The 24,889-nt window shown below is 41.0% G+C and carries 26 protein-coding genes (1 of these 26 cut by a window edge); 6 read left to right on the top strand and 20 right to left on the bottom strand.

Features of this window, described 5'->3' with window-relative positions; genetic code table 11:
* The 3 genes in view from recJ to BUB99_RS19800 are tightly spaced (at most 53 nt apart) and all read left to right on the top strand, a layout consistent with a single transcriptional unit that may run on beyond the window.
* Window positions 1–390 carry the end of a single-stranded-DNA-specific exonuclease RecJ gene (gene recJ / locus BUB99_RS19810; protein ID WP_073125688.1) on the top strand. 1,317 nt of this gene lie to the left of the window's left edge, so the window shows 390 of its 1,707 coding nt (coding positions 1,318–1,707); the start codon falls outside the window, past its left edge; the stop codon is at window positions 388–390.
* Window positions 391–443: 53 nt separating this feature from the next.
* Entirely contained in the window at window positions 444–1,175 is a 732-nt protein-coding gene (gene lptB / locus BUB99_RS19805) for an LPS export ABC transporter ATP-binding protein (RefSeq protein ID WP_073125685.1), read from the top strand.
* A gap of 27 nt (window positions 1,176–1,202) precedes the next feature.
* Window positions 1,203–2,705: a GH3 auxin-responsive promoter family protein gene (locus BUB99_RS19800; RefSeq protein WP_170863860.1), complete on the top strand. Its 1,503-nt coding sequence runs from the start codon at window positions 1,203–1,205 to the stop codon at window positions 2,703–2,705.
* On the opposite strand, the gene BUB99_RS19795 is transcribed toward BUB99_RS19800, so the two are convergent.
* The 17 genes from BUB99_RS19795 to BUB99_RS19715 all read right to left on the bottom strand — a co-directional run bounded on the left by BUB99_RS19795 (window position 2,702) and on the right by BUB99_RS19715 (window position 14,605).
* On the bottom strand, window positions 2,702–3,346 hold the full coding sequence (locus BUB99_RS19795; RefSeq protein WP_073125679.1) for a hypothetical protein: 645 nt from the start codon (window positions 3,344–3,346) through the stop codon (window positions 2,702–2,704). The two genes, BUB99_RS19800 and BUB99_RS19795, sit on opposite strands and share 4 nt — an antisense overlap.
* 6 nt (window positions 3,347–3,352) lie before the next feature.
* Entirely contained in the window at window positions 3,353–3,886 is a 534-nt protein-coding gene (locus BUB99_RS19790) for a hypothetical protein (protein ID WP_139281126.1), read from the bottom strand.
* Between the two features lie 6 nt (window positions 3,887–3,892).
* On the bottom strand, window positions 3,893–5,023 hold the full coding sequence (locus BUB99_RS19785; protein WP_139281125.1) for a DUF4097 domain-containing protein: 1,131 nt from the start codon (window positions 5,021–5,023) through the stop codon (window positions 3,893–3,895).
* Window positions 5,016–5,519: a hypothetical protein gene (locus BUB99_RS19780; protein WP_073125671.1), complete on the bottom strand. Its 504-nt coding sequence runs from the start codon at window positions 5,517–5,519 to the stop codon at window positions 5,016–5,018. Before BUB99_RS19780 ends, BUB99_RS19785 begins: the two co-directional genes overlap by 8 nt.
* Window positions 5,506–6,069: an RNA polymerase sigma factor gene (locus tag BUB99_RS19775; protein WP_073125668.1), complete on the bottom strand. Its 564-nt coding sequence runs from the start codon at window positions 6,067–6,069 to the stop codon at window positions 5,506–5,508. Before BUB99_RS19775 ends, BUB99_RS19780 begins: the two co-directional genes overlap by 14 nt.
* Before the next feature lie 100 nt (window positions 6,070–6,169).
* On the bottom strand, window positions 6,170–6,796 hold the full coding sequence (locus tag BUB99_RS19770) for a class I SAM-dependent methyltransferase (protein WP_073125666.1): 627 nt from the start codon (window positions 6,794–6,796) through the stop codon (window positions 6,170–6,172).
* On the bottom strand, window positions 6,793–7,623 hold the full coding sequence (locus tag BUB99_RS19765; RefSeq protein WP_073125664.1) for a UbiA family prenyltransferase: 831 nt from the start codon (window positions 7,621–7,623) through the stop codon (window positions 6,793–6,795). Before BUB99_RS19765 ends, BUB99_RS19770 begins: the two co-directional genes overlap by 4 nt.
* Window positions 7,624–7,706: 83 nt before the next feature.
* Window positions 7,707–8,600 (bottom strand): ATP synthase F1 subunit gamma, encoded by an 894-nt coding sequence (atpG, locus tag BUB99_RS19760; protein ID WP_073125661.1) that lies wholly within the window; start codon window positions 8,598–8,600, stop codon window positions 7,707–7,709.
* Between the two features lie 6 nt (window positions 8,601–8,606).
* On the bottom strand, window positions 8,607–10,193 hold the full coding sequence (gene atpA, locus BUB99_RS19755) for a F0F1 ATP synthase subunit alpha (RefSeq protein ID WP_073125658.1): 1,587 nt from the start codon (window positions 10,191–10,193) through the stop codon (window positions 8,607–8,609).
* A gap of 40 nt (window positions 10,194–10,233) precedes the next feature.
* Complete coding sequence (gene atpH, locus BUB99_RS19750; RefSeq protein WP_073125655.1) at window positions 10,234–10,794, bottom strand: ATP synthase F1 subunit delta; 561 nt, start codon at window positions 10,792–10,794, stop codon at window positions 10,234–10,236.
* A gap of 1 nt (window position 10,795) precedes the next feature.
* Window positions 10,796–11,290 carry a F0F1 ATP synthase subunit B gene (gene atpF / locus BUB99_RS19745; RefSeq protein WP_073125653.1) on the bottom strand — a complete coding sequence of 165 codons (495 nt, stop codon included), beginning with the start codon at window positions 11,288–11,290 and terminating at the stop codon, window positions 10,796–10,798.
* A 134-nt stretch (window positions 11,291–11,424) separates the two neighbouring features.
* Window positions 11,425–11,667, bottom strand: a complete 243-nt coding sequence (gene atpE / locus BUB99_RS19740) for an ATP synthase F0 subunit C (protein WP_073125651.1) — start codon at window positions 11,665–11,667, stop codon at window positions 11,425–11,427.
* 33 nt (window positions 11,668–11,700) lie between these two features.
* The gene (atpB, locus tag BUB99_RS19735; protein WP_073125648.1) at window positions 11,701–12,720 is read right to left on the bottom strand and encodes a F0F1 ATP synthase subunit A; all 1,020 of its coding nucleotides are present in this window, start codon (window positions 12,718–12,720) and stop codon (window positions 11,701–11,703) included.
* 6 nt (window positions 12,721–12,726) lie between these two features.
* Window positions 12,727–13,104 (bottom strand): hypothetical protein, encoded by a 378-nt coding sequence (locus tag BUB99_RS19730; protein ID WP_073125647.1) that lies wholly within the window; start codon window positions 13,102–13,104, stop codon window positions 12,727–12,729.
* Between the two features lies 1 nt (window position 13,105).
* Window positions 13,106–13,402 carry an AtpZ/AtpI family protein gene (locus BUB99_RS20715; RefSeq protein WP_262501930.1) on the bottom strand — a complete coding sequence of 99 codons (297 nt, stop codon included), beginning with the start codon at window positions 13,400–13,402 and terminating at the stop codon, window positions 13,106–13,108.
* Window positions 13,302–13,724 (bottom strand): bactofilin family protein, encoded by a 423-nt coding sequence (locus tag BUB99_RS19720; RefSeq protein WP_073125642.1) that lies wholly within the window; start codon window positions 13,722–13,724, stop codon window positions 13,302–13,304. The genes BUB99_RS20715 and BUB99_RS19720 overlap by 101 nt, the downstream gene beginning before the upstream one ends.
* Window positions 13,725–13,735: 11 nt before the next feature.
* Entirely contained in the window at window positions 13,736–14,605 is an 870-nt protein-coding gene (locus BUB99_RS19715; protein WP_073125639.1) for a M23 family metallopeptidase, read from the bottom strand.
* 126 nt (window positions 14,606–14,731) lie between these two features.
* Here BUB99_RS19715 and porW point away from each other — a divergent pair, with 126 nt between their 5' ends.
* From porW to uvrC, 3 genes are read left to right on the top strand one after another with little or no spacing between them, the layout of a single operon-like run.
* Window positions 14,732–17,323: a type IX secretion system periplasmic lipoprotein PorW/SprE gene (gene porW / locus BUB99_RS19710; protein WP_139281124.1), complete on the top strand. Its 2,592-nt coding sequence runs from the start codon at window positions 14,732–14,734 to the stop codon at window positions 17,321–17,323.
* Window positions 17,320–19,602: a transglycosylase domain-containing protein gene (locus BUB99_RS19705; RefSeq protein WP_073125635.1), complete on the top strand. Its 2,283-nt coding sequence runs from the start codon at window positions 17,320–17,322 to the stop codon at window positions 19,600–19,602. The genes porW and BUB99_RS19705 overlap by 4 nt, the downstream gene beginning before the upstream one ends.
* 14 nt (window positions 19,603–19,616) lie before the next feature.
* Entirely contained in the window at window positions 19,617–21,425 is a 1,809-nt protein-coding gene (gene uvrC / locus BUB99_RS19700; RefSeq protein ID WP_073125633.1) for an excinuclease ABC subunit UvrC, read from the top strand.
* A 98-nt stretch (window positions 21,426–21,523) separates the two neighbouring features.
* Here uvrC and porN read toward each other — a convergent pair whose 3' ends face one another.
* The 3 genes from porN to porL are packed head-to-tail and all read right to left on the bottom strand — an operon-like array spanning window position 21,524 to window position 24,846.
* Window positions 21,524–22,393 carry a type IX secretion system ring subunit PorN/GldN gene (porN, locus tag BUB99_RS19695; RefSeq protein ID WP_073125630.1) on the bottom strand — a complete coding sequence of 290 codons (870 nt, stop codon included), beginning with the start codon at window positions 22,391–22,393 and terminating at the stop codon, window positions 21,524–21,526.
* Window positions 22,394–22,404: 11 nt separating this feature from the next.
* On the bottom strand, window positions 22,405–23,991 hold the full coding sequence (porM, locus tag BUB99_RS19690) for a type IX secretion system motor protein PorM/GldM (RefSeq protein WP_073125627.1): 1,587 nt from the start codon (window positions 23,989–23,991) through the stop codon (window positions 22,405–22,407).
* Between the two features lie 30 nt (window positions 23,992–24,021).
* A complete protein-coding gene (gene porL, locus BUB99_RS19685; RefSeq protein ID WP_073125625.1) occupies window positions 24,022–24,846 on the bottom strand; it encodes a type IX secretion system motor protein PorL/GldL in 825 nt (274 codons plus the stop codon).
* Between the last annotated feature and the right edge of the window lie 43 nt (window positions 24,847–24,889).

Genomic DNA, 24,889 nt, shown 5'->3' with positions numbered 1-24,889 from the left:
AGTGCCGTCATCACCCCAGAGGACAAGGTTCTCAAAATAGTGATTGATGCAGAAATCAAACTAGATCAAATCACTACTAAGTTCTATAGCATACTCAACCAAATGGGTCCCTTTGGGCCAGGCAATATGCAACCTGTATTCATTAGTCGAAATATCCGCCTAAAGAGCGACGCCCGTCTGCTCAAAGAAAAACACCTTAAGCTAGCTGTTTATCAAGAAGATAGCCAAGTATTTGACGCTATTGGGTTTGGGATGAATGATCATCAGGATACTGTCAGTCAATCCTTTGATATGGTTTATACGATAGAAGAAAATAATTTTAGAGGAAACACCTCTTTGCAACTGATGATCAAAGACCTTAGAGTTTATGATGAGAGCTCATTGATTTAAATTATTATGGTTAAAATTGCCAAAAAACGATCTAGCGTCAATTAGATACAAGCATGCAACTGAGAGCAGAAAATTTAATTAAGAAGTATAAAAGCCGAACGGTAGTCAAAGGGATTTCTGTCACCGTGAATCAAGGAGAGATCGTTGGTCTGCTGGGGCCCAATGGTGCTGGCAAAACCACGTCATTTTACATGATCACTGGTCTAGTCAAACCCAACGAAGGCCATATCTACCTAGATGACCGTGATATCACAGAGCTACCCATGTACAAACGCGCTAAGCTCGGGGTGGGTTATTTGGCTCAGGAAGCATCGGTGTTTCGGAAGCTGACCGTTGAAGAAAATATCATGTCCGTGTTAGAAATGCGGAACATCCCTAAAAAAGATCAGAAAGAAAAGGTAGAGTACTTACTAGAAGAATTCAGCTTAACCAAAGTGCGAAAGAACCTGGGGCAGTCACTATCAGGAGGAGAAAGACGCAGAACCGAAATCGCAAGAGCCTTGGCTATTGATCCTCATTTTGTATTACTCGATGAACCTTTTGCCGGAGTAGACCCGATTGCTGTTGAAGAGATACAAAGCATCGTGTCTCAATTGAAGAGCAAAGATATTGGGATTCTGATCACTGACCACAATGTGAATGAGACTTTATCTATCACAGATAGAGCCTACCTCATGTTCGAAGGAAACCTGCTAAAATCAGGAACCGCGGAAGACCTAGCTGCTGACGAACAAGTGCGTCGTGTATACCTTGGTAGGCATTTTGAACTCAAGAGAAAAATCTAAGACAGATTGGAAATACTAAATTCTATTATGACCTGGGTCATGAAGAAGCGCATTCATCAAATAGAGCTCTTCATGAAATACCCGCATGAAGTCCAAGAGGAGCGCTTAAGCAAGCTACTTCAAACCGCCAAAAAAACTGAATTTGGTAAAAAACATGGATTTGCAGACATACAAAACATAGAGCAGTACCGGGAACAAGTCTCAGTGCACACTTATGAAAAAATCTACCCCTACATCGAACGAAGAATGAAGGGAGAGGAAAAACTGCTTTGGCCCACAGATGTAAAGTGGTTTGCTAAATCGTCAGGTACTACAAACGCACGAAGCAAGTTCATCCCCGTGTCAGCCGAAGCATTGGAAGATTGTCATTTCAAAGGAGGAAAAGACCTCATCTCTATCTATGTTAACAACTACCCAGATACCAAAATGTTTTCTGGGAAAGGACTGGCACTAGGAGGCAGTCATCAACTCAACGAACTCGATCCCAAAGCCAACTCATATTATGGAGATGTCTCAGCGGTCATCATGAAGAATCTCCCCATGTGGGCACAGATCATCAGAACCCCGTCGCTCGAAATTGCCCTTATGGATAACTGGGAAGAAAAAATCGCAAAACTAGCAGAGACAACTATAGACGAAAATGTAACAAGTATATCTGGAGTGCCTACCTGGACTATTTTACTACTCCAGCGATTAATGGAAATGAAAGGAGCCAAAGACATCACAGAGATCTGGCCCAACCTAGAAGTGTTCTTTCATGGAGCTGTCTCGTTCACTCCTTATAGAAACCTGTTCAAACAACTGATTCCTTCCAGTGGTATGCGCTATGTAGAAACTTACAATGCCTCTGAGGGATTTTTTGGGATACAGGATCAAAAAGATTCGGAAGAACTCCTACTCATGCTAGACTATGGCATCTACTACGAATTCATCCCCTATCATGAGATACAAAAAGATGAGCCAAAGGCTATTAGTCTATCGGAGGTGAAATTAGGAGAAATCTACGCCATGCTCATCACGACCAACGCTGGACTATGGCGCTACAGCATCGGAGATACCATCAAATTCACATCTCTAGATCCCTACCGCATTAAAATCGCAGGGAGAACCAAACATTTCATCAACGCATTTGGTGAAGAACTAGTCGTAGAAAATGCTGAAACCGCTATCTCTGACGCATGTGAAAAAACTGGCGCTATGATAGACAACTTCACCGCTGCACCTATGTATTTCACAGACAAAAGTGAGGGTAGTCACGAATGGGTTATTGAGTTCAATAAAAAACCAGCAGATCTAGCGTACTTCACTGAAATCCTTGACCAGAAACTTCGAGAAGTCAACTCGGACTATGATGCCAAACGCTACAAAAACCTAGCACTTAAAATACCAGTTGTTCATATAGCTGAGCCTGGTACATTCTATCAATGGATGAAAAAAAGAGGGAAACTGGGAGGACAAAACAAAGTGCCCAGACTAGCCAACAACCGAGAATACATCGACGACATCCTGGAATTAATCAAAAGCAGCTAAAAATATCCCAGCTGTACTGATACCATTCCATAAAACCCTGATAAATCCTCATCTGTCAGGGTGTCCAGTCTCGTACCGTTGACATATCTATAACCAACACCTATCCCTAGCCTAAAAGCATGCGAGACATTGAGCTCCAACTGAGTCGCTCCATCTGCTACAAAAAAGTTCGATTGCTCAATCGAAAAATCAGTATCATCATCGTACCTAAAAAAATAGTTGGGATCTATGACCTGAACATTCCCTCCACCTAATAAAACGGGAAAGCTCACATGCACAATGGATTTTGGGAACAGCTTATATCCCAACAAAACCCCAGCATACCCACCATTCAACTCTAAATCATCCTGCCCCCCTCCTTCAAAGACACCACTAAAACTGGGTTTGACAGCCCATCCATAAGCTCCCGCTCCTAAAATAACATGCTTATCTATCAGCACTCCTCCATGTACTCCTATGAGCATGGCCATTTCATCTTTAGTCGTACCTGCCTTGAAATCCAAACTGCCAAACCCCGTCAAGTTACTATCACCCTTTCTAATCAGTGACTTGATTTCATCTTGACCGTTATCTATCCTTTGCTGACCATAGAGCTGCTGGCTAAGTAACCCAATACAAACTATTATAATTAATCTTTTCATCCTTCTTTAGAATATATACTTGATACCGAGGGATCCATCCCAAAAATCACCGTTCACCTTTGCAAATCCAACGTAAGTCAGATGCGGCATGATGTCCACGCTAATCGATAAGGGAATACTAAATATGCGCCACTCTATGCCTACCAAACCATCAACCCCTAACTCTACAAACTCATCTTCCTTGTAGTAATAGAATTCTGAATCTTGAGGGTCTCGTACTTTAGTGATATCGCTATTCTTTTGATAACCAGCATGCCCACCTACACCAGCATAAAAATAGAAGTTTTCAAATGTGCCCAAAGACATTTGATGATGCTTGATATATAAACTCGTCAATTGAACGCCATGATCTCGGCCACTCAACAAAAATTCAATCGCTTGCTCCTCTCCCAAAAATCTTTTGAAGGTCAAAGCAGATGTACTCCCTAGCCTGACTCCAGCAGAACGCTCATAATCTTGGCTTTGCGCCAGTGATGGAAAAACGAAAGACACCATTCCCAGCAGTAACCAACCAACTAATAGTCTACTCTTTAAACTCATACTATTCTATTTAACTCCCTTTTGATCTGATAGATAAACAAAAATATCTCCAGAATTGCTGGATAAATTGACAGAACTCTGCACGTCCTTTTTTAATCCTGCGGACCCAATCAAAGTAACTATTTTATCTTTTTCATCAATGACTGTTCTATCAAGTTGGAGCAAGTTCTTAGACAGGTATAGGTTATCTTGACTCCCAGTGATATTCATAGACACATACGCCCCAGGATCAAAAGTCACATTGATATCACCAGAATCAGACTGTATATCGAGATTAGAAAATGCAGACTGGACATTCGAAATAACTACCTCTCCATATTTGAGGTGGTAGTTAACAAAACCATCTAACCGTTCTATTTTCATGTCAGTAAAACTGGAAGTACCCCTCAGCATCTGAATATGATTGATGATCACCTTGTCATTTCGAGAGTCTAACTTCATGTTGTTTACCTCATTGATATTGACAACAGACGAACTACTAGTCAAGTCCAAATCACCAGTTGTTTGTAAAACCAAATCTGCACTACGCAGATTTAAAAATCCCTGATCAATTTGCTTAACATTAATCTTCCCAAAGCTCATATCCATCCTTGTCAAACCGTCAAATACATGTGCCTTCAGATCTCCATGTGCCATGGATATGTTTGGACTAGACACACGGCCACTGATGTAAACGTCTCCGAATTTATTCTCCAAAACCAGCGTAGAGCCTTCAGGAATGGTCACTTTATAATCTATCGAAATTTTGTTTTTGTTGGTGAGTGTCTTCGAATCATCCATCAGACTATTCCACCGCTCCTTGAGCAAACTAGAGTTCTTGTCCAAAATCGTTTTGACCGTCACAAAGCCTCCGAAATAGTGCACATCCACCATGACACGATCCATCAATTTACCGATGGCTTCATTACTCTTTTCGTATGCTGTAATAGTGACATTGACGACTACAGAATCTTCCTTCCATGTGGAAATCAATATTTGTCCATATTTATTAGACAAGTCTACTGTAGTATTTTTAGTCACAGCATAGGAGCTCGATACCGTTTTGGTCAACTGCTGTACTGGCTGAGCCCACGCCAGCAAACTAGGCGTCAAAACAATCGCCAACCATAAGGGCCAATATCGTAAATACCTAAGCATCGATTTTTTGTTTCTTCTCTTCCAACTCGTCGAGTATACGTTCCAAAATCTGAAGTTTGACCTGATAGGTAGAAATCATCGCGTTAATTACTTCCTCATTGTCCGCATTGTCTTTGAGGTCTTCCTTTAGCTCCATAAAAGATTGATCCAACAAATCAAGTCCTTCCAAAATTTGCTTGTCAGCTTCCAAGGCAGAGATCTTGGAAACCTTAATGTCAATTTTATTCTGATAGTAAGATTCTACTTCTGTCAGCTCTGTTCTTTCATAGTTGTTCGATGGCTCAGACAACCAGCCCAAGATTCCTGCCGAAGAAACCACTAATACCAATACTACGGCAACATACCTCCGTACACCACGCCATGACATAACACGGTGCTTTTGTTCTGCCTCTCCAAGTTTTCCTTCGATACCAGACCATAAATCCGTATCCAGCTCATGAACATCAAATGCTCCACGAGTCTCCTCTACAAAACGTTTCAAATCATCCCGTTCCATATTTCTGATCTTTAGCACTCATCAATATATTTCTAATTTTAGCCTTAGCCTTACAGTACTGAGACTTAGATGCCGACACTGAAATCTGTAGTATATCAGCAATCTCTTGATGATCATACCCATCAAAAAGATACAAATTGAATACTGTTCTAGCACCAGGTGCCAGGTTCTCTGCGGCATGTAAAATACTCTTGACATCATGCGCCATAACGTCCTGATCATATGTTTCCAAGACTTCCTCCGGCGGGTCGATACCTTCATCTAATGACATCACAAAAAGCCTTTTCTTTCTCAAAGCATTCAGACACTTATTAATAGTCACACGCTTGATCCAAGCACTAAAAAAATTGATATCGTTCAATTTTTTTATCTGACCAAACACCTCGATAAAAACCTCCTGTAATAGATCCTTCGCATCATCATCATCAGGAATCATCCTACGGCAGATATTATACATGGCATGTGAGTACAGGCGATACAATTCGTATTGCGCTGCGCGATCCCCTTGTTGGCATTTGGCTATCACCTCCTTATGAATGTCTCTTTGCACTGACTTTTCTTACTTTTACACCCCATAGACACCTCTACATAGACAAGGTTTCCTTTTGGACAAAATAATGTAGGTTATTTGCTATAACAATGAAAACGGCTCAACCGTTATTTTCCTTGAAATAAGTCGCTGAAAAAATAAATCGTTGAAAAAAAAGCTTATTATTCTTCAGCACAAACCCATGATTAAGCAACTCTTGATGAATATCCTGTAACCTCCTACTTTGTAAATCAGCACATACTCTAAAGAAGATATGCATGCACCGTGTCATGATTTGATGGAAATAGTTACGTTTATAAATATGAAAATCTGTAACAAGTAACATTCCATCACTATAAAGCAAATCATAGATATTTCTAATCATGATTTTAAGATCTACCTGTGAAAACAAGTCCAGAAAATAACTAACAATTACCACATCGAACAATTGATCCGTCTTCGCATTAGGAAAAGGATCACAAACAAAATGAACTTTATTGCTCCCTAAACTTCGTTTTTGGGCGAGGTAAATCATCTTTGGTGACGATTCTATATAAGTGATTTTCAAATCAAGATGAAGCAGACATAGGTCTTCAAGTACTTGACCCGAACCACCTCCTATGATCAACACATGGCTACCAACTGGAATAGTATCCAGCCATGTCCGAGCGGCGCGATTGATGTTCCCCCAAAAAACCAAACTAGCCAGTCTATCATATATGGGAGCGATCCGATCAAAATTATTCATAGCAGAAATATCAACACCGGAAAAAAGAAAACCGCATCACCAATCACCCGATAAGATTTATTTGCATGAAAGAAGTCTCTTTTCCAGTAAAGCCAAGCTAAAAAAACTCCCATCGCACCAATAATTAGCTGAAAAGGAAGCCATCGCATATCATCACCCAACGTCAAGCCATAGCCCCAAACAATCGTCAAAGATAGCAATGCCAACTTCAAGATGGATCTGAGTTGGCTAGACCCAAAAATAGTCGCCCAAGAACTAAAGCCATCTTTGGCATCCTTCTCCTGCTCGTACATCGAAAACAACATCAAATTGATCAATGCCAACAGTGCCAGTTCAACAAAAACTATAGTTGGTTTCAGCTCCAACGACAACCCTCTGGACAATGGACCAATAAACACGCCAACAGCATACAGTACGGCAATCAGAAACTCCTTCGCAACAAACACCCTAAGCCACCAAGCCAACATAATATATACTCCCACCAGACCAGCAACCACTACCCCATACAACAAGGTCGTAGTAGGTAAGAAAAAAACGAGAAACAAGCTAAACACCGCGATGATAATCCAAGCCGAGAATATCCATGATGCATTCCTATAGTGAAATGCATGACGCTCCATACTTGGCTCTTTCTTGAGCTTTTTTGCGTCAAGCAAATGATCTAACGTATAAATCAACCATACACAAACGAACAAAGCAACAGATATAGAGCCATCCATATCTACTCCAAATAAGTAGGCAATGCTATTGGTCAACACTACTGCTCCTAATCCAATATCTATCGATAGCCATGTTAGCCATTTCAAAACCGCTATAAGTCTCCCCATCCCCTATCATTCATAAAAAGTATGGTACAAAAAAAGCCCTGATCTAACAATCAGGGCTTTGAATATATTCAATATTATTCGAATTAAGAATTGCTAGCGAGCGCTTCTGCCCCACCTACAATCTCTAAGATTTCCTTCGTAATAGCTGCTTGACGCGTTCTATTGTAGGTCAATTTCAGCTGTTTCAACAAATCACCAGCATTATCAGTAGCTTGTCCCATGGCTGTCATTCGAGCACCGTGCTCTGAAGCATTCGACTCCAACACTGCCTTGTAAAACTGAATCTTGAGAGATTTAGGAATGAGTTCATTGACCACATACTGTGCCGATGGCTCGAATAAGTAATCAACATCCTTCTTTTTCGCTTCACCATCCTTAGGCACAACAGACTGTAACGGCAAAAACTCTTCCGTTCTCACGATTTGAGTGGCAACATTTTTGAACTCATTGAAGACCAGCTCCACCTTGTCATAATTCCCTTCTCTAAACTCCTCCATCGCAAACTCAGCAGCCTTCTTTACTTTGTCAAAAGTCAAATCTTGGAACATGTCATAGTAGTCGTCCACAACGCTATACTTACGCTTTGAGAAATATTCAAAGGCCTTCTTACCTATTGGTAAAATGTGTACACCATCATGCTTTTGCTCGTACGAATACTTATCATTGATCAAGTTGACCGCTGCTTTAAAGATGTTGTTGTTAAAAGCACCACACAACCCTCTGTCAGAAGAAACCACTACCAACAGTACGTTTTCTACCTCTCTGGTTTCACCAAAAGCATTTTCGATATCACCATCCAATGCCGAAGATACATTCTGTAGAATCCCTGTTAGCTTTTGAGAATAAGGTCTCATCTGCGTGATGCGATCTTGTGCACGTTTCAACTTAGCAGCTGCGACCATTTTCATGGCACTGGTGATCTGCTGCGTCGAGGTGACAGACTGAATCCTATTCTTTACTTCCTTCAAATTAGCCATTTCAGCTTATTTTTTTACTTCAAAATTTTTAGCTACTTCTGCTGCAACAGCACCTACTTTCTTAGTCAACTCGTCATCGAATTTACCAGCAGCCAGCTGAGCGATCAAATCACTGTGCTGACCTCTCATCAAGTTGATCAGTTCAGTTTGGTACTCTCTGGCTTTGTTTACAGGCACTTTGTCCATAAAACCTTTAGTAGAAGCATAGATAATCGCTACCTGCTCCCCTACTGGGATCGGAGAATACTGCGCTTGCTTCAAGATCTCTTGGTTCTTCTGACCTCTTTCGATCGTCAACTTAGTAGCAGCATCCAGATCAGACCCAAACTTGGCAAATGCCTCTAGTTCTCTAAACTGCGCTTGATCCAATTTCAAGGTACCCGCTACTTTCTTCATAGATTTGATCTGAGCAGATCCTCCTACACGAGACACAGAGATACCGACGTTAATCGCAGGTCTGATACCCGAGTTGAAAAGGTTTGTCTCCAAGAAGATCTGACCATCAGTAATAGAAATCACGTTAGTCGGGATGTAAGCAGACACGTCACCTGCAGCCGTCTCGATAATCGGTAGTGCGGTCAATGATCCACCGCCTTTCACTTTACCCTTGAGCGACTCTGGCAAATCATTCATGTCCTGAGCGATGTTATCATTCTCATTCAACTTAGCAGCTCTCTCGAGCAATCTTGAGTGAAGATAAAATACATCACCTGGATAAGCCTCACGTCCTGGAGGTCTTCTTAGTAGAAGAGAAACCTCACGGTAAGCAACTGCTTGCTTAGACAAATCATCATATACTACCAAGGCTGGACGTCCCGTATCACGGAAGTACTCACCAATCGCTGCACCTGTAAATGGAGCAAAGAACTGCATCGGAGCTGGGTCAGCTGCAGAAGCAGAGACTACAACTGTGTAAGCCATTGCACCTGCTTTGTCTAGTGCACTCACGATACCCGCTACTGTAGATGCTTTCTGTCCGATCGCAACATATATACAGAATACAGGCTCGCCTTTTTCATAAAATTCTTTTTGGTTGATGATCGTATCGATCGCTACAGCTGTCTTACCTGTCTGACGGTCACCGATGATCAACTCTCTTTGTCCTCTACCGATCGGAATCATCGAGTCAATAGAAGTAATACCTGTCTGAAGTGGCTCATCTACTGGCTGCCTGTAGATTACTCCAGGAGCTTTTCTTTCGAGAGGCATCTCGAACAGTTCTCCTGATATAGGTCCTTTACCATCGATAGGGTTACCCAGTGTATCCACTACTCTACCACATAGGCCATCGCCTGCTTTGATAGAGGCAATTTGCTTCGTTCTCTTCACAGTGTCACCTTCTCTTACACGAGAAGATTCACCAAGAAGTACAGCACCTACATTGTCTTCTTCTAGGTTCAGAACCATGGCCTTGAGGCCATCTTCGAACTCTAAAAGCTCACCTGATTGTGCTTGGGTCAAGCCGTAGATACGAGCTACACCGTCACCGATCTGGAGTACAGTTCCAATTTCTTCGAGTTCAGCTTCTGTTCTGAAGTCTGAGAGTTGCTCTCTCAATATTGCTGATACTTCGTCTGGTCTTACATCTGCCATTGTATAATACGTTTACTTATTCTTCGATTATGGGCCTATATTAGGCTTGACTTACAAAATTTCTTTGGCTGAATTTCAATTTCAGCTCTCTTAATTTACTACTGACGCTATCGTCGATTTGTCTATCTGCAATTTTTAGCACAAAACCACCAATCAATGCTTCGTCAACATGCTCCACTAAGATGACTTCCTTTTTACTGGTGATCTTCTTCACGAGAGCCTTCACCTCTGTTCTGATATCTTCTGAAATAGCTGCTACCGTTGTAATACTAGATTCTACTATTCCTTTGTGTGCGTTATACTCTGCGGTAAACTCACGCGCGATTTCTGGGAGATGGTTTTCTCTTTTCTTTTTAGTCAATAACTTGAAAAAAGAGAGTGTCAAAACATTAACCTTTCCTTCAAAGATCTTATCTAAAATGGATAGTTTTTTGCCATGTGACACAATTGGATTTCTCATTAGCAAGAACAACTCTCTATTGGAGACACAGAGTTGTGCAAATTGTTCCATATCCTTTGCTACCTCTTCTAGCGTGCCCTTCTCTATCGAGAGATCGAGCAGAGACTTAGCATACCTTGAGGCTATCCTATGTTCTGACATATTAGCTTACTTTGATGTCTTTGATTAATTCTTTAACCAGCGACTCTTGCGCCTTTTTATCTTCTAGGCTTTTTCTCAGCACCTTTTCTGCGATATCTAAAGAGAGCGTAGCGACCAAATCCTTCACCTCAGTCAAGGCAGCGTTCTTTTCAGAAACAATCACTGCTTTAGCATCTGCGGTCATCTTAGCGGTGATCTTAGCGGTCTCTTCTTTAGCAGCCTCCTTGATTTGCTTAGCTGCTTCATTGGCCTGTGCCAAAATCTTATCTCTTTCGATCCGTGCTTCTTTGAGTAGGTATTCGTTATCCTCTTTTAGCTTGGCAATGTCCTTTTTGGCATTTTCCGCAGCATCTAGAGAGTCAGCGATGAACCCCTCACGTGCTCTCAAAGCATCTGTGATCGGTCTCCATACAAATGCTGCCAACAGACCCAACACGATTAAGAACGTAATCGTCTGCCAAAAAATCAACCCTATACCTGGAGTAACTAATTCCATTTCTTTATTATCTAATTTGATGAATATTAATTCACATGCTACACATGCGATAATTGCTGTTGACTCCCCTATACAGGGGCATCACATGAGAAAGATAAGTCTCTCCGACTAATTCAGAGAGACTTAAATTCGTTTTACTTGAACGATATTAGTAGACAAACTACCACACCGAAAAGTGCAACACCTTCGATAAGAGCCGCTGCAATAATCATTGCAGTTTGAATCTTACCACCAGCTTCTGGTTGCCTAGCGATTGATTCCATAGCAGAACCACCGATTTTACCGATACCTAATCCTGCGCCTATCGCAACAAGACCTGCACCGATACCAGCACCCATTATTGCAAAACTCATGTCCATTAACAAACTTGCTAACATAGTATTTATATTTATAAATTAAACATTCAAATTCTAGTGGTGAGCCTCTTCTACAGCCGATCCAAAATACATTGCACTCAGCAAGGTAAATACATAGGCCTGAAGTAAGGCAACAAATAGCTCTAGGAAGTTCATAAAGATAGCAAAAGCCACACTCACAGGTGCTACGGCCATGCTCTCAAATATGAAAATCAAACTGAATAAACTCAAAATGATGATATGACCTGCTGTGATGTTAGCGAAAAGTCTGACCATCAAGGAGAAAGGCTTTGTCAAAATCCCAACCAATTCGATAGGAATCAAGATAATCATCACTGGCCATGGCACTCCAGGTGTAGCAAAGATATGCTGCCAGTAATATTTTTTGGTACTAAACAAAGTAATGATTAGCACGATACATGCCAATACAAATGTCACTGAAATATTCCCTGTCAAGTTAGCTCCTCCAGGCATCAAGCCAAGTAGGTTATTGAACCAGATAAAAAAGAACAATGTCAATAGGAAAGGCAAAAACCTTTTATGTTGTTTCTCACCAATGTTTGGAATCGCAATTTCATCTCTGATGAAAATAATAATCGGCTCGAAAAAGGATTGGATACCCTTTGGAGCCTTCTTAGGGTTTTTATACCCTTTAGCTACCACAAAGAATACTACTAGAAGTAAAAACGCACTGATAAAAAGTGAAGCAACATTCTTGGTGATCGAAAAATCTAAAGGATGGCTTCCATCTAATGCAGCAATATAACCGTGCTCCAATTTGTACCCATTGTACTCAACCTGATTGTGATGTTCGTCGTAGAAGTTAGATGAGGAGAAAATCTCAAGTCCCTGATCCGTGTATAGAATAACAGGAAGGTACAGCGTACCGTAGTGACCATCAAAAAAATGCCAGATATAATCGTCACCAATATGATGCGTAATCATGGCACCTGGATCGAAAGCCTCACCCTCAGTGGTATCTGAGGCAAAAACGCTTGCAGAGGTTGCCATTACCATGAGTATGGCTAATATACTGACCTTAAACTGCTTACAAACGGTTATAATTTTCTTCATTTACCCTTACTTCAAATTCGAGCGCAAGTTAGACAATACACTACTGATTTCAAACACTAAATAAAACAAATAGACCGCCGCAAAATTGATAATAAATAGACTCTTGTTCTCTACGCCAAAGAGTGCTACAGTCACCATCGCAATGATAGCAATGAGCAATCTACCTGTCACTCCAGCGAGTAAAATCAATGTCATATCCATATCTAAGGCATCATGAGCAACGTGCGACAGCACATGCATTCCTAAACTCACCACCCAAAAAAACACCAGTATCCACAAAAGATATGGGTGTAATAGATCCACAGACACGATCTGCGCTGCAACGTATTGTACAAAGACAAGAAATAAAGAAAACACTGTAATTCGAATGAGACCTTTTGTCATTTTATTCTTTCGGTAAGTTTTTGATCAAATTGACAAGTGAACCAATCACGCCAAATAGTGAAAGGACAATCGTGAAGACGGGATATTCCATTTCGAGCCATTCATCGAGTTTATATCCTCCCCACACCCCCAATAAAATAAAGGCTAGCATCTGAAATGCTAGCCCCGAATATCTTAGGTAGTTGTACCCCGGAGTTTTACTCCGCTTTTCTGATGGGCGAATGCCCTTCTGATTGGTCTCCAATTCTGATTTCTTTGATGGTGACGCCCATTTTACAGCCTCCGTTGAAAGTAGCACCTGATTCAACAATCAACTTATTGGTAATAATATCACCATTGATGACTGCTGATGGTTTGAGTATAAGTAACTCGGATACCTCTACTTTGCCAGTAACATGGCCTGCGATCTCGGCATTCTGTGCTAAGATGTTTCCTTCTATATGAGACGAATGTCCACAGGCAGCCTTAGACTTTGTCTTCATGTTTCCGACAATCTTGCCTTCTATTCTGATGTTACCATAGGTCTCTATATCACCTGACAGGACAGTTCCTTTACCGATGATATTGCTCGAATTACTTAGTTCTTGTTCGTCTTTCACGTCTTGCTTTTTATTAAACATAACAGATGGGTTTAAAATCTAATGAACTCTTCTGGATCAATCGGGTTACCATCATACCACAGCTCAAAATGCAAATGAGGCCCTGATGTTAATTCGCCAGTGTTACCAATTATTGATATTACCTCTCCAGCAGTTACAAAATTACCAACCTTTTTGAATAATTCCGAATTGTGCTTGTACATGGAGATTAAATTGCCTCTATGTTGTATCGATATGACATATCCCGAATCCTGTGTCCAAGATGAAAAAACGACCGTGCCGTCTGCGACTGCCTTTACAGGCTCGTCCTGTTTGGCCACTACGTCTATTCCCATATGGTCACGATGCGGATCAAATCCATCGGAGACTATTCCTTCGACAGGCTTGAATAGGTAAAACTCCTGTAGCTCCTGCGATAGTGTCGACTCAGATGACTGTAGATCTACCCCTCGATTTTCAAATTCTTTTCTAAACTGTGAGTCGATCGGGTTTATACTTTCCTCTGACTGCACGATTTCTTTGATTTCAGTTGACCCTATATTCTCAGTTCCTTCTACTTTTTCAAATGCATCATCCTCTCCTGATACGATCATCTTAAAATTATCAATAAACTGTTCCTTCATGATCACTTCGGTCTCTAGCGAATCCACCTTTTCGGTGAGACGAATTACATCACGAGTAGCTGTGAGCTGTGCAAAACGAGGGTCAAACATTTCTTCTAGAAGCGTCGTAGTGAGATAGAAACTCAATACTGATAGCAATAGAAAAATAGAAACTATCGAAAGTATGATCTTTGCATAAGTAAAGGTATAGGTAGTCTTCTCTGCAAAATTCTCCTCATTTCGTACGATCAACAAATACTTGGTCGTGAGGCGGTTTGATAAGGTTTTTTTGTTTTCCAATTAGCTCTACTTATTATTTGCGGTAAAATTATATATTAATGGATACTTCGTAACGCAATATTATATTAATTGCGCCGTGTCCAAAGTCCACAAGAATACAAAGCATTGAACAAAGCGAGCATTTTATTGATTCTAATTGTTACTCAAGGGCTCTATTTTTGTGCTCCAGAGAAGACCAACGTATTTAGCAATTCCTACCACAACACCACCTCGCACTACAATGCTTACTTTATTGCCAACGAGGACATCAAAGAGATCGAAACCATCATAGAAGACAGCTACGAATGGAACTACAACCTCATCCTTCCTGTTTTCCCTCAGTTTGACACCATATTAGCGCAGTCCTACAACGAGCAGATAGAACATTGCATCACCAAAGCCTCACTCGCTATCCAGCTACACAAAGGCTCTAACTGGGAAGACAATTCCTACATATTAGTTGGGAAAGCACGATTCTATAGTGTAGACTATGTCAATGCTATCGAGACCTTTAAGTACGTAAATACAAAAGGCAAAGGAGACAATGAAAAGCATGAAGCGTTGGTCGCTCTGATGCGTACTTTTATCGAGAACGACGAACTCAACAATGCCATCGCAGTATCTGACTATCTCAAACGTGAAAATCTGAACAGAAAAAATCTCAAAGATCTCTACCTGACCCGTGGTTATTACTATCAGAAGAGAGATGACCTAGACAACATGGTCCAAAACCTCACCCAGGCGGTGACTCTCATGTCCAGCCGCAAAGAAAAAGCTCGTATTAACTTCATCATAGGTCAAGTCTACCAATCACTAGGTTTCGAGTCTGAGGCATACTCCTACTATAAATCCACACTGAAAGAAAACCCACCCTATGAGCTAGCCTTCTATACTAAACTAAACATGGCGCAAGTGAGCAATCTCGCTAAATCGAATGACCTCAAAAAGGTTCGGAAATATTTCAGAAAGTTGCTAAAGGATAGGAAGAATGTCGAGTACAAAGACAAAATCTACTACGAAATGGCGAAGTTCGAAGTGAAACATGGCAACTTAGCGTTGGGTATGGAGCACTACAACGCTTCTATACGGTCTAGTACTAACAATAACCGACAAAAAGCCCACTCCTACTGGGAGCTAGGCAAAATCTACTACGACAGCCTTGCTCAGTATGAAATGGCTAAACTATACTACGACAGTACCATGAGTGTACTGCCCAATGATGAGCTAGAATATGAAGCCATAAAAACACGACAGTTGGTATTGGATAATTTCGTTACCCAACTCAATGTCATTGCTATCAATGACAGCCTACTACACCTCGCCAGCATGTCAGATGAAGCACTAAGCCAGTTTTTGGACGACTATATAGTCAAAGAGGAAGAAGCAGAAAAACAACGACAAGCGGAAGAAGAAAAACGCCAAAAGAGACAAGAAGCCCTTATCGCTCAACAAAACAACAACCCCTTCGGAACATCTGGCACACATACTTTTGGGAGTGACAACTATGACGGCAGCCTTTGGTACTTCTACAACCCAAGTGCCGTCTCACGTGGAAAAATGCAGTTCAAAAGCATCTGGGGAGACAGGGTACTAGAAGACAACTGGCGCAGGTCCATTAAGCCAGCCATCTTAGATGAAGAAAACCTAACTGAAGAAGGAAGTCCCACTCCTAAAAATGAACCTGACAGTAAAGGGAAAGACCAAAACGAAGACGGAGAGTCAGCATTCAAAATCGACAAAAATGCATTGATCGCTACTGTACCAAAGACAGAGGCTGAACAAGCCAAACTTCTCGCAGAGATCGAGGTAGCCATGTACAACCTTGGCAACATCTATAATTTTGACCTAGAAGAACACCAGAACTCTGTAGACACCTTCGAAGACCTCTTAAGACGATTTCCAGAATCAGAGTATACGCATGAAGTATGGTATCTACTTTACCTGATTTTACAAGAAATGGGAAATGAACCCAAGTCCAATTTCTACAAAAACGAACTGCTCAACAAAGCGCCAGAAAGTATCTATGCCAAACTTATCATTAACCCGAACTATAGAGCCGACTCGCAAATAGAAGGCGAGAAACTGCAAAAAATATACGCAGAAGCCTACGCCTACTACCAACAGGATAGTCTCACCTTAGCCCTCGATTTGCTAAACGACGGTCTAAAAAAATATGACGACAATGACTTCATAGACAATGCCAACCTACTCAAAATCATCATTCATGGTAAAAGCGAGTCTGTCTATACATACGAGTACGAACTCAACAACTTCTTGAAAGAATACCCCGAAAGCGAGCTAGTCCCTTACGTAGATTCACTAGTCATGGCCTCCGAACAGTTTCATATCAATTTGGTAAACAGCTCAAAAGCAAAGTTTATACGGAAATTCGATGAACCCCACTTCTTTGTCTTCGTCTATGAGACGGATGAGGAGTTGTCCAATACTCTCCCAGATTATTTCAAGCAAATCACCCAAGACCATAACATCAACGTGAAAATCGGGAACCTCATACTGGATAGTAAACACTCCATGATACTACTCTCCGAATTTCCAGATAAAAAGTCGGCTGTAGATTTCAACCACATCATTACTGACCAAAAGCCTAGCGAAAAAATAAATAAGAGCGGCAAATTCTATAATTTCGTGATCACAAAAGAGAATTTCAATATCTTCTATCAGACCAAGGAGTTAGACAGTTACCTCACATTTTATAGCAAAAATTACCCTGTACAATGAATATCTACAAAATTCTGATTTATGTGGTGTGGGCCATTGTTTTGTCGGCTTTTGTCGGTGGATGCACGGTCATTTCTTCGATCAAAAACGACTGGAACGGTTGGTTTGGCGGCTTACCTAGTTTACAAAGTCTCGAAAAACCCGAAGAAGACCTTTCCTCTATTCTGTATTATTCTGATGGAGAAGAGAAAATAGGGAGCTACTATAGGCACAATCGTACAGCAGTTAGCTACAACGAGCTATCACAAGAGTTGATTACCACCTTGCTCGTCACTGAGGACATTCGGTTTACCAAACACGCTGGGATAGATCTCAGAGGACTACTTCGTGCAGCATCTGGTCTGCTCACGCTCCAGTTCAAAGGCGGTGGTAGTACACTCACGATGCAACTAGCCGAAAACCTATACGGCACTTCTACAGACAACCAAGGCTCACTCTACTCCAACACCAAAGTCGGTCAAGTAATCACCAAAATCAAAGAATGGATCATTGCCATACAACTCGAATCCTCCTATACCAAAGAGGAAATTCTAGCGATGTACCTTAACACGATCACATACGGATCTAACGCTTTTGGGATTAAAGTAGCCTCCGAGACCTTTTTCAACAAGCTACCCTCAGAGATTACCTATAAGGAAGCCGCTATTTTGGTCAGTCTCATCAACGCTCCCACTCGGTACAATCCAATTAGGAATCCTGAGAATGCACGTGCCAAAAGAACCGAAGTTCTTTACAATCTGCATAAGTATGGGAAAATAGACAAGCTATCATATGACAGCCTAGTTGTCTCAGATTTTGGTCTACAGTTCAACGTCGCTGACCAAGATGAAGGCCCTGCTTACTTCAAATTTGTCATCCGAAACAAACTCATGGCATGGTGTGACGAAAATGGCTATGATCTATTCGCTGACGGATTACGGATCTACACGACCATAGATAAACACATGCAACAGTATGCCAAAGAAGCCATGGACGAACAAATGGATACGCTACAATATATATTCAACCATCACCTCCAAGGGCACGCCCCATGGATAGACAAAGATGGCAATGAGATACTAGACTTCATCGACAATACAATCAAGCGTACACCGAACTACAGAAGCTTAGCGAAGAAATACGGTACTGACTCTGACTCGTTAGACTACTATCTGAATCTACCGAAAAAAATGACCGTCTTCTCATACGACGGAGATATTGATACGACCTTTAGCCTCATCGATTCGCTAAAATATTACAAGCAATTCTTGCAGGCAGGCTTCATGGCAATGGAACCTCAGACTGGTCATATTAAAGCATGGGTTGGCGGGATCGATCACAAATATTTCAAGTATGACCATGTCAAACAAGGCAAGCGACAGCCAGGTTCTACTTTTAAGCCTTTCGTATACGCTGCGGCTATTGATTTGGGTTATCCTCCCTGCTATCCTGTAGTCGATGCACCTGTTACATGGGTACTCGATGACCCAGGAAACCCAACTTGGACACCTCAAAATGCCGATGGGAAATACTCTGGTGAAAAAATGACAATCCGAAAAGCCATGGCCAGCTCTGTAAACTCCATCACGGCAAACATTATGCAAAAAATCAGCCCTAGAGCAGCCGTAGATATGGCGCATGCCTGTGGTATCGAAAGTCCATTGGCAGCCGTCCCGTCACTTTGCTTAGGAGCAGGAGGAGATGTTTCTCTCTACGAGCTAGTAGGTGCTTATTCTACCTTTGTCAACCAAGGCACATGGACAGAGCCTTATTACATTACGCGCATCGAGGACAAAAATGGTGTAGTACTAGAAGATTTCATCCCCAAAAGAAGAGAAGCCATTAGTGAGAAAACAGCCTACCTTATGCTACACATGCTCAAAGGAGCAGTAGAAGAAGAAGGGGGTACAGGACGAGGACTAGCTTGGTCACTCAAGAATAATAACGATATTGGAGCCAAAACAGGGACGACCCAAAATGCTTCAGATGGCTGGTTTATGGGTGTCACGCACAACCTAGTGGGCGGCGCCTGGGTAGGTGGGGATGATCCAAATGTTCATTTCCGTAACTGGGCTATGGGACAGGGTGCTAGAACCGCAAGACCTATCTGGGAAAAATTCATGCTCAAAGTTTACGCAGACCCACTCACAGGTGTAGAAAAAGGCTACTTTAGAAAGCCTTCTCAGCCACTAAATGTAGAGCTAGATTGTGACCTTTACAACGGTGTGAATACAGAAACTGACTCCCTCGGTGTGGGCATTGACAACATTGAAGACGATCTAGAAAACATGGAATTCTAAGCAGGAGGTATACCTTGAGTGAAACAGAACAACCCATAAAAGAGCACGTAAAGAACCTCCCAAATGAGCCTGGTGTTTACAAATACTTCAACAAGCACGATGAACTAATTTATGTAGGCAAAGCCAAAAACATCAAAAAAAGAGTCTCAAGCTACTTCAACAAGCAGGTAGGAGTTAGCATGAAAACTCAAAAGCTAGTACGTGAAATCAGAAGAATAGAGGTAGTAGTAGTAGACTCAGAATTTGATGCCCTACTATTAGAAAATAACCTAATCAAGGAGAATCAACCTCGGTTCAATATCTTACTAAAAGATGACAAGAGCTTTCCTTTCGTTTGTATATCCAACGACCGATTTCCAAAGGTTTTTTCAACGCGAAGACATGATCAAGGCCAAGGAGAATACTATGGCCCTTATACCAACGTAAAAGCTCTCAACAATGTACTCGACCTCATACACAAACTCTATAAAATACGAACTTGTAACTATACCCTATCTGATGCCAATATCAAGGCAGGAAAATTCAAGATTTGTCTAGAATACCACATCGGGAATTGTCTCGGCCCATGTGAAGGACACCAATCCGAATCTTCTTACATGGCAGAGATCAATGAAGTCAAACACATCCTCAAAGGCAACCTCAAAATCGTAAAAGATGTTTACTCATCCCAGATGAATGAAGCTGCACAATCTTTACAATTCGAAGAGGCTCAACTTTTCAAAAACAAAATAGACCTACTAGACAAATTTCAGAGCAAAACAATCATTGTCAACACGAGCATTCGCAATATCGATGTGGTCACTATCACCTCACTAGAAAACAAAGCTTTCGTCAACTATATGCGAGTAGATCAAGGCATGATTAATATATCCCACACAGTTGAAGTCAAAAGGAAACTTGACGAAACGGAAGAAGAGATCATTCAGCTCATCTGTACGCAGATGAGAGAGCAATTCACTAGTAATGCATCACTGGTGCTTAGTAATATCTCGTTTGAACCTTGGCAAGAAGCAATAGAAGTAGTTGTGCCTAAAATAGGAGACAAAAAGTCCCTAATCGAACTATCACTAAAAAATGCGCTATATAAGAAAAAAGACTCTATCAGTAAATCCGAAGACTCCAAAGACAAAGATCAACGACTAGTTAAGCAATTACAACTCGACCTAAAGCTAACACAATTACCTATTCATATTGAGTGTTTCGATAACTCAAACATTCAGGGCACCAACCCCGTTGCCTCCATGGTCTGCTTCAAAAATGGCAAACCTTCAAAAAAAGATTATAGACATTTCAAGATTAAGACCATTATCGGTCCTGATGATTTTGGTTCTATGAATGAAATTGTTTTCAGGCGATACAAACGACTCAAAGAAGAAAACCTACCCTACCCGCAACTCATTATAGTTGATGGGGGTAAAGGCCAACTCAGCGCGGCATGTGACGCTCTTAAAGACTTAAACCTTTACGGACAAATTCCAATCATTGGAATTGCCAAAAGATTAGAAGAGATCTACTATCCTGAAGACAGTATACCAATACATATTAGCAAAAAATCTATCTCTCTAAAGCTAATACAACAATTAAGGGATGAAGCACACAGGTTTGCAATCACCTTTCACAGAGACCTTCGGAGCAAAGGTCAAGTGATCTCTGAGCTCGATCAGATCAAAGGCATAGGAGAAAAAACCAGAACACTATTACTACAGGAATATAAGTCTTTTAAGAAAATAGCTGAGGCAAGTGAAGCAGATCTAAATACGCTTATAGGAACCGCCAAAGCCAAACTCATTTTAGAGCATACGAAACAAAATAAATCACAATAGACAAAAACTTGTCAAGTTTACCTAACTCCTCATCGGGCATAAAAAAAGCTTCTATTTGATAAATAGAAGCTTTAAATATTGTTTGAACTATGTGGGTATTAAAACTCCCACAATTCATTTTCAAAATCGACTAAATCATATTCGATCTGTTGTGAAGCAAGAATTCCAGCTCTACGTGTTTTGCTATAGATGTCCACTATTCTATCATCTGCAGGGTTAGAGAACTTAGTCAAGTTCGAGCTAAACAATCTCAAATCAAATGCATCCGCCATATTCTTATGCTCAGCAGTATTCTGCACATTGTACCAAATTGCTTCGTCTGGCATGCTTCTAAACAGAGCCGTCAAATCTTTATACTTAAAAGACGCCAATGGCTTTTCAAACATGGCTGGATTCTTATCCGCAGGAAGGAAAATTGTAATAGACAAAATATCAAAATACATTCTAGAACGCATTCTATCAAAATACATCTCCTCTTTCAGCTCAGCAATTGAAAAGTCCCGTGGTGCAAACTCATTTGCATCAACAATCTCCTCTTCCTCTTCGCTCTGCTCTTCGAACCCTCCTCCAAAGAAATCATCATCACTATCAGCACCAAAACCCATAGCTATTTCTTCTTCCGTCAATCCTCCACCTTCTTCCTCAAGTTTCAAATTCTCTAGAAAAGTCTCCTTAGACATTCTAGTATTTACTGAATCATTGGTGTAAGGGAACAGAAGACCGGCCTTAACTGCCTCAATGATAATCGTCGACAACTCTCCATTTCTAGAGAAAAAAGGCGCATTCTGCTTCTCCTCTAAGTCCATTCGCCTCCAAACTGTTTTCTTATACATTTTGTAAGACTCATGTACTGGTCGGATTGCATCCGGATTGTATCCTGTACTTCCATTCTCTTGAGCACATACAAACTCAACATTAGAAGTCACTATGAAGACAACCAGGCTTAACACATAACAAATTTTCTTCATAACCTAATTGTTTAATTTATTCTCACCGTTAGAATTCTAGGGCCAAAATTAGGAAAATCCTCAACTTCACCCTTGAAATTTCTTCTTTGTACTTTCTTTACTTCTATTACTAATGCATCACCAGGTCTAGCCTGACTAGCCAGTGAAGATAAGTTTACATCTGGACCTTTTGGTCTCAAGCTCTGAACCGCTCTACCTGATCTTACCAAAGTAATCTCTGATTCAGCAACTCTAAACTTAGCATCTTTTGGAAGGAATTGCGCAAAACTTTCATCAGGAACAGCTTGAATCTTGATAGACCTTGGAGCTCCTTTCGTACCACGCTTCAAATCCACTTCTCTTCCACCACTATACACTGTAATCTCTGGCTTAGGAATTCTCTTTACCTTGAAAGATTCCGTACCAATAAGGTTGCCTCCACTAGATACACTCAAAGTAACATTCGCAGATTTTGGAACTATCGTTACATCACCGCGATTAGCCCCTTTGATACTTTGACCTCCTTTGGTTCCGAATGTTGGATTGTAAGCCGTACCTAATGCTGGGACATTTACAGTCAATTCATTACCACAGTTCAAATAAAGCGCTTGCACCGAAGCAGATTGAATTTGAATAACAGGCTTAGAAACAATATACTCTATAGTATCTGTGAATGTCGTGTCCCGGCCACCTGGCAATTTAACCTTGATTGCCCCAATAAAGCTCTGCAAAGACATACCATTTTTATCATAGCTCGAAGCTCTAGCTGTAAACTTCACTTTACCCATACCATCTATAACCTCTACTTCATTCCCGTCATAAGTCATAGCAGGGTTAACAGCGGACGAAGATGCAGCGATAAACATATCTGCAACATATTCTGAACCTGCAGCTACAACTCTTGACTCTGGTCTAACCATAGGTACAATTTGATCAAATTTCAAATCTTCAGCGCCCACTTCACGAGCTAAAGTAGCTAGTGCCTTAGTCTCTTCAACGATAACATCCGACTGCAATTGACTCAATGAAGCCAAAGCACCAACCATTGGAGTACTGTGACCAAAGTTCAATTCAGCAAAACCCTTTTTATTTTGATTCGGATCATCTTTAAAAACACTGATTTCATTAGCGTCCTTTGCTATGTTTTTGATTGCATCATCTCCTGTCACTTCTCTAAGGAAAGAAGAATACTCATTCAAATTATCCTTCAGCTCATCACCTTTTTTCTCGTTAACAAACATTGCGGAAGGAGCATCAATATCCTTTTGACCCAAATAGTTTCCATTTTCATCGACACCACCAGTTCTTTGGATCAGTTCTTCTTTATAAACATCTAACTCCTCAATGATCGTTTTAGTCGCCTCTCTCACCTTTTTGGCCTTATCGAGTACCGCTAAGTCCTTCTCTCTATTCCCAGCATCACCTACTGCTTTTTGAATAGACTCTACCTTCTTTACGTTTTCGCTAACATTTTCTTTGTTAGTGGTTTCGAAAGCTTGATTTATAAAAATGAATTTCTCTAGTACACTATTACTAACCTGCAAAGCAAGTAAGGCAGTCAATACTAAGTACATCATGCCGATCATCTTGTCTCTTGGGGATTGTTTTCCTCCAGCCATAATTTTTAAATATTAGGTTAAATGATCGATTTATTTTGCAGGATTCCCACCACCTCTCATGGCAGACAGCATGTTTCCATAGATGCCATTCAATGACGTGATATTTGTGTTCAACTTAGTCATTCCTGTTCTGAAGTTTTCAGTATCCTTCGCTGCCTCAGCCATACCTTCCATAGCTGAAGTTACATTCGAGTAGAACTTATTCATCGCCTTCACGTGACTGTTAGCATCTTTCAACTCCATCTCATACACAGCGTTAAGTGCTCCCAAGTTCTTAGTTACATTTTGTACTTGCGCATGGAATGCCGAGGCATCTTTTGAAGCATCTGCCATTGCAGTAACTGCCACAGCTGTAGCTGCATAAGACTTATTCATATCAACAAGAGACTTAGAAGCAGACTTTACATTGTTGGCATACTCATTGGTAGCCAATGCAGCATCTCCAAGATTTGACATTTTCTTAGCCGAATCAGCCATATTCTTCATACCATCACCTAAACTCTTAATCAACTCTGGACCTACATTAGCATCCGCTAACATCTTATCCATCTGAGCAGAAGTTCCTGTTGCTACTGGAGCAACAGCTCTAGGCTTTGCTCTAGGACCATCATAATCATCTGCTAATTCAGGATAGACTTTAGACCAATCTACTTCATGGTGTTTTGGCTCAAATGCACTTAAGAAAAATATAATTGCCTCAGTAGTCAATCCAATTCCAAGCATCTCACCAGCACCTGGCAAGTGAAGAATCTTAAACATCGCACCTACAATTACAACTGCAGCACCGATACCATATACTTTTGGCATTATTGTGGTAAATAATAGCTCTTTTAGTCCACCTTTTTTTGCGCTCATTTCTTTAAAGATTTTAGGTTATTAAATTCTTGTTTGATTAAGA

The organism is Reichenbachiella agariperforans (assembly GCF_900142205.1).
In the GTDB taxonomy this organism is placed as follows: domain Bacteria; phylum Bacteroidota; class Bacteroidia; order Cytophagales; family Cyclobacteriaceae; genus Reichenbachiella; species Reichenbachiella agariperforans.
Note: the sequence above shows the minus strand (reverse complement) of the source record. Positions and strands in the feature narration are given on the sequence as shown.

Coding starts and splice junctions, on each gene's coding strand:
- BUB99_RS19720 (WP_073125642.1), bottom strand. CDS start 13,724: ATGTTTAATAAAAAGCAAGACGTGAAAGACGAACAAGAACTAAGTAAT.
- atpG (WP_073125661.1), bottom strand. CDS start 8,600: ATGGCTAATTTGAAGGAAGTAAAGAATAGGATTCAGTCTGTCACCTCG.
- atpE (WP_073125651.1), bottom strand. CDS start 11,667: ATGTTAGCAAGTTTGTTAATGGACATGAGTTTTGCAATAATGGGTGCT.
- BUB99_RS19780 (WP_073125671.1), bottom strand. CDS start 5,519: ATGGAACGGGATGATTTGAAACGTTTTGTAGAGGAGACTCGTGGAGCA.
- BUB99_RS19790 (WP_139281126.1), bottom strand. CDS start 3,886: ATGAGTTTAAAGAGTAGACTATTAGTTGGTTGGTTACTGCTGGGAATG.
- porL (WP_073125625.1), bottom strand. CDS start 24,846: ATGAGCGCAAAAAAAGGTGGACTAAAAGAGCTATTATTTACCACAATA.
- BUB99_RS19795 (WP_073125679.1), bottom strand. CDS start 3,346: ATGAAAAGATTAATTATAATAGTTTGTATTGGGTTACTTAGCCAGCAG.
- BUB99_RS19705 (WP_073125635.1), top strand. CDS start 17,320: ATGAATATCTACAAAATTCTGATTTATGTGGTGTGGGCCATTGTTTTG.
- BUB99_RS19730 (WP_073125647.1), bottom strand. CDS start 13,104: ATGACAAAAGGTCTCATTCGAATTACAGTGTTTTCTTTATTTCTTGTC.
- BUB99_RS19765 (WP_073125664.1), bottom strand. CDS start 7,623: ATGGGGAGACTTATAGCGGTTTTGAAATGGCTAACATGGCTATCGATA.
- atpB (WP_073125648.1), bottom strand. CDS start 12,720: ATGAAGAAAATTATAACCGTTTGTAAGCAGTTTAAGGTCAGTATATTA.
- atpA (WP_073125658.1), bottom strand. CDS start 10,193: ATGGCAGATGTAAGACCAGACGAAGTATCAGCAATATTGAGAGAGCAA.
- porN (WP_073125630.1), bottom strand. CDS start 22,393: ATGAAGAAAATTTGTTATGTGTTAAGCCTGGTTGTCTTCATAGTGACT.
- porM (WP_073125627.1), bottom strand. CDS start 23,991: ATGGCTGGAGGAAAACAATCCCCAAGAGACAAGATGATCGGCATGATG.
- lptB (WP_073125685.1), top strand. CDS start 444: ATGCAACTGAGAGCAGAAAATTTAATTAAGAAGTATAAAAGCCGAACG.
- BUB99_RS19785 (WP_139281125.1), bottom strand. CDS start 5,023: ATGCTTAGGTATTTACGATATTGGCCCTTATGGTTGGCGATTGTTTTG.
- BUB99_RS19800 (WP_170863860.1), top strand. CDS start 1,203: ATGACCTGGGTCATGAAGAAGCGCATTCATCAAATAGAGCTCTTCATG.
- BUB99_RS19770 (WP_073125666.1), bottom strand. CDS start 6,796: ATGAATAATTTTGATCGGATCGCTCCCATATATGATAGACTGGCTAGT.
- atpF (WP_073125653.1), bottom strand. CDS start 11,290: ATGGAATTAGTTACTCCAGGTATAGGGTTGATTTTTTGGCAGACGATT.
- atpH (WP_073125655.1), bottom strand. CDS start 10,794: ATGTCAGAACATAGGATAGCCTCAAGGTATGCTAAGTCTCTGCTCGAT.